This window comes from Streptomyces sp. B1866, assembly GCF_031932565.1.
Taxonomy (GTDB): Bacteria; Actinomycetota; Actinomycetes; order Streptomycetales; family Streptomycetaceae; genus Streptomyces.
This window is the reverse complement of the sequence record NZ_JAVSCF010000377.1, coordinates 1-4326: the sequence shown is the minus strand read 5'-3', so window position 1 is coordinate 4326 and position 4326 is coordinate 1. Positions and strand designations below refer to the sequence as shown.

3 protein-coding genes are annotated in these 4326 nt (G+C 74.5%); 1 reads left to right on the top strand and 2 read right to left on the bottom strand.

The genetic code is table 11. From position 1 onward, the window contains the following. Positions 1–227 precede the first annotated feature (227 nt). On the bottom strand, positions 228–785 hold the full coding sequence (locus tag RKE29_RS28255; RefSeq protein ID WP_312008531.1) for a MarR family transcriptional regulator: 558 nt from the start codon (positions 783–785) through the stop codon (positions 228–230). A gap of 163 nt (positions 786–948) precedes the next feature. Here RKE29_RS28255 and RKE29_RS28250 point away from each other — a divergent pair, with 163 nt between their 5' ends. Further along, on the top strand, positions 949–2337 hold the full coding sequence (locus RKE29_RS28250; RefSeq protein ID WP_312008532.1) for an MFS transporter: 1389 nt from the start codon (positions 949–951) through the stop codon (positions 2335–2337). 48 nt (positions 2338–2385) lie between these two features. On the opposite strand, the gene RKE29_RS28245 is transcribed toward RKE29_RS28250, so the two are convergent. Beyond that, positions 2386–4233 carry a SpoIIE family protein phosphatase gene (locus RKE29_RS28245; RefSeq protein ID WP_312008530.1) on the bottom strand — a complete coding sequence of 616 codons (1848 nt, stop codon included), beginning with the start codon at positions 4231–4233 and terminating at the stop codon, positions 2386–2388. Positions 4234–4326 lie beyond the last annotated feature (93 nt).

Below are 4326 nucleotides of genomic sequence, written 5' to 3'. Positions count from 1 at the left end.
CCCCCCGAAGAGGACATCCGCGCAGTAATGGAGTGCCGCCGACGCGGCTCGGCCGCCTGTCGCAGAACCGTTACGGTCCCGTGGCAGCTCGGAGAACATTACGCATCGGCGAACCTGGTGTCAACCTCTGGGGGCCGATTCTCTTCGGCTCGCCTCCTGCCCGTACCAGCGGCCACCCGACCGGCCCGGTCAGCCGCGGTCGGCCCGGTGCGGCTCAGGGCCGCGCGTCACTCCATGTCGTCCAGGTCGTTTAGCCGGCCGCCCGCGTCGGGCTGGGCCGCCTCCACCCGGCGCAGCAGCCGCCGGAGCAGGCCGCCGAGCAGGGCGCGCTCCGCGCCGGTGAGGTCCTGGAGCAGGTCCTCCTCGAAGACGGAGGCCATCCGCATCGCCTCCAGCCACTTCTCGCGCCCTTCCCGGGTCAGCTCCACGATGACGCGCACCCGGTTGGTCTCGTCGCGCTGCCGGGTGACGAGACCTTCGCCCGCCATGCGGTCGATGCGGTGGGTCATGGCGGCGGGGGTGAGGCCGAGGCGCTTGGCCAGGTCTCCGGGACCGAGCTGGTAGGGGGCGCCGGACAGGACGAGGGCCTGCAGCACCTCCCACTCCGCGTTGCTGATGCCGAGGGTCGACGTCTGGCGCCCGTACGCGACGTTCATCCTCCGGTTGAGCCGGCTCAGGGCGCTCATCACGCGCTCGACCTGCGGGTCGAGGCCCGCGAACTCGCGCTGGTAGGCCGCGATCTGCTCGTCGAGGCTCAGCTCGGCCGACTCGGGGGTCTCCGACATGGCGCGCAGTATGGCACGCCGTACCTCAGCTCCCGAAGCCCTTCACCTTGTACTCTTTACGTTAAAAGTTTAGCATCTAAGTCTTGAGGTCTACAGGCTTGGTCCGTGCATCCACTTCGGCGCGGGCTCCGAGGCGGGAGGGTGAGAGGTGACCACCAGCGTGATGGGCGCGGCGCTGCGCCGGATCCAGATGGGGAACGCGCTGAGCGCGTTCGGTAACGGCTTCACCGTCCCCTTCCTGTTCATCTACGTGGCGCGGGTGCGGGACCTGGGCGCGAGCACGGCGGGTGTGGTGCTCGCGACGTTCGCCGTGGCCGCGCTCGTGGTGCTGCCCTTCGTGGGCCGCTGCATCGACCGGCGCGGCCCGCTGCCGGTGGCCGTCGCCGGTGCCGTCACGGCCGCCGTGGGCTCGCTGAGCCTGGGCCTGGCCACCACCGAGCCGCTGGTCATCGCGGCGTCCGGCGTGCTCGGCGCGGGCATGGCGGTGACCCAGCCGGCGCTCGCCACGATGATCGTGTGGTGCTCGACGCCGGCCACCCGGTCGCGCGCCTTCGCCGTGCAGTTCTTCCTGAACAACCTGGGTCTCGGCGTCGGCGGGCTGCTCGGCGGGCTGCTGGTGGACACCTCGGACCCGTCGACCTTCGTGCGCCTGTTCGCGATCGAGGCGGCGATGTCCCTGGTGCTGGCCGCCGCGGTGGCGACCGCGCGGCTGCCCGAGGCGCCGCGGGTGACGGACGCGGTGCCCACCGAGGACGGGGCCGGAGGCGGCTGGCGGGCGCTGCTGGGGCACCGGGCGATGGTGTGGCTGTGCGTGCTGGGCTTCATGCTGTTCTTCGCCTGCTACGGGCAGTTCGAGTCGGGCCTGTCCGCGTACGCGGTGGAGGTCGCGCACGTCTCCCCCGCCACGCTGGGCGCCGGGCTCGCCGTGAACACGGCGGTGATCGTGCTGGCGCAGTTCCTGGTGCTGGGTCCGGTCACGCGGCGGCGGCGCAGCCGGGTCATCGCGCTGGTCGGGCTGATATGGGCGGTGGCGTGGGCCGCGGCCGGCCTGGCGGGCCTGGTGCGCGGCGGCCTCGGCTTCGCGACCGGCGCCCTCATATCGACGTACGCGCTCTTCGGCCTCGGTGAGGCGATGCTGGCGCCCACCGTGGCTCCGCTGGTCGCCGACCTGTCGCCGGCGTCGCTGATAGGCCAGTACAACTCCGCGTTCGCCCTGGTCAAGCAGCTGGCGCTGGCGGTGGGGCCGGCGGTGGGCGGGGTGATGGCGGGGGCCGGGCTGCACGGGGCGTACATCGCGCTGCTGATCGGCTGCTCGCTGGCCGTCGCCGCGCTCGCCCTGCGGCTGGGCGGGCAGCTGACGGCCCGGCAGGACGGCCTGCTGCGGGCGGCCGCCGCGGGCGCGGGACGGCGCGGCCAGGCGGATCCGGTGGCCAGGGCAGCNGCTCCCGACGCCGGCTACGGCCACTCGCGGCGTTGGCGAAACGTCCGAACAGAACCACTATTCGGACGCATCGCCGCCTTGCGATTGACCGCACCTGACGCCGCTCGCTGATCCACGAGGGATTACGGGACAGCCTTTAGGCCCGGCCCCCGCCCTCCGTCAGTGGTCCTTCGCGGTAGGCAGCAGGAATTCGCACCACACCGCCTTGCCGCCGCCCGGCGTGCGACGCGAGCCCCAGGAGGAGGCGACGGACTCCACGATGGAGATGCCGCGTCCGGCCTCGTCCGCGGGCTCGGCCCGGCGGCGGCGCGGCAGGTGCTCGTCGCCGTCGGTCACCTCGATGATCAGCCGCCGGTCGGTGCGGCGCAGCCGCAGCCGCATCGGGGGCGTGCCGTGCAGGAGCGAGTTGGCGACGAGTTCGCCGGCGGCGAGCACGCCGTGGTCGCGCAGCTCGGCGGGAAAGCGCCAGCTGGCCAGGACGCCGGAAGCGAAGGCCCGCGCGCGGGGCGCCGCTTCGACGCCGCCCAGCAGTTCCAGCGCGGCGTTGCGGAACAGCTCGGCGTCGTGGCCCGTACGGACCGGGTTCTGCAGGACGAGCAGGGCGACGTCGTCGTCGTGGCCGGCGGTGATGCCCAGCGTGCGGATGAGGCGGTCGCACATGACCTGGGGCGAGCCGGTGGCGCCCGCGAAGGCGCGCTCCAGGGCGGCGAGACCGTCGTCGATGTCCTTGTCGCGGCGCTCCACCAGGCCGTCGGTGTACAGGACCGCGGTGGAGCCGGGTGTGAAGGGGACCGTGCCCGAGGTGTGCGTCCAGCCGCCGGTGCCCAGCGGCGGGCCGGTGGGCTCGGTGACGTGGCGCAGCATGCCGTCGGCGTCGCGGACCAGCATGGGCAGGTGGCCGGCGGACGCGTAGACCAGGCGGCCCTCGTTGGGGTCGTGGACTGCGTAGGCGCAGGTGGCGATCTGGGTGGGGTCGATCTCGGCGGCCAGTCCGTCGAGCAGTTGCAGCACCTCGTGCGGCGGCAGGTCGAGGCGGGCGTAGGCGCGTACGGCGGTGCGCAGCTGGCCCATGACGGCGGCGGCGCGCACGCCGCGGCCCATGACGTCGCCGATGACCAGGGCGGTGCGGCCGGCGCCGAGGGTGATGACGTCGTACCAGTCGCCGCCGACGGCCGCGTCGGTGCCGCCGGGCTGGTAGGTCGCGGCGACCCGCAGGTCGTCGGGTTGCTCCAGCTTCTGCGGCAGGAGGCTGCGCTGGAGGGTGACGGCGGCCTCCCGCTGCAGCCGCTCGCTGCCGCGCAGCCGCTCGGCCGCCTCGACCTGGTCGGTGACGTTGGCGCCGAAGACGAGGACGCCGCGGCGCGGGTCGGCGGCCTCCCGGCCGCGCGCCCCGGGCGCGGGTCGGGCGGCCGGGGCCCGGCGGGAGTCTCCGTCGGCCGCGCCCTCGGGGCCGGGCAGGGCGGCGGGGCCCGGGGCGGCCACCTCGATGGGGGTGCAGGTGAAGGTGTAGTAGCTGGGCCGGTACCGGTCGCCCGCGAGGACCCGCCGCGACTTGACGGTGCGCGGCCGGCCGCTGCGCCGCACCTGGTCCATGAGCGGCAGCAGGCCCAGGTCGCGCAGCTCGGGCAGGGCCTGGCCGGCGGGCGCGCCGGGCACGGGCAGGCCGAACAGGTCGGCGTACGCGTCGTTGACGTACGCGATGCGGTGGTCGGGGCCGTGCACGACGGCGACCAGGGCCGGGATCTGGCCGAGGATGTCGGGAACGGACAGCCCGGCGAGGGTGCGCAGGGCGGCGGGCTCAAGCCAGCCCTGGGCCGCCGCGGTCGGCCGCGGGGGCGGTTCGTCGCCGGACGAGGCGTCGGCGAGCTCGCCGCGCGCGGCCGGAACGGAGCCGCTGCCGCCGCCCGCCGCGGCGGAAGCCTGCGGCCGCCCCGAGCCGCGGCGGGCGCGCGCGGCGGTGCGTCGCTGTGTTCCGGGAAGTCGGGCGCTCCAGCGGGTGAAGTTCACTGAGGTATGCCTCGCGTTGTGGTTCGGGGACGGCACGTCGGCCGGCCACGTCGCCTGGCGGCTGATGTCACGTCGGATGACGCCTCGTGGGCT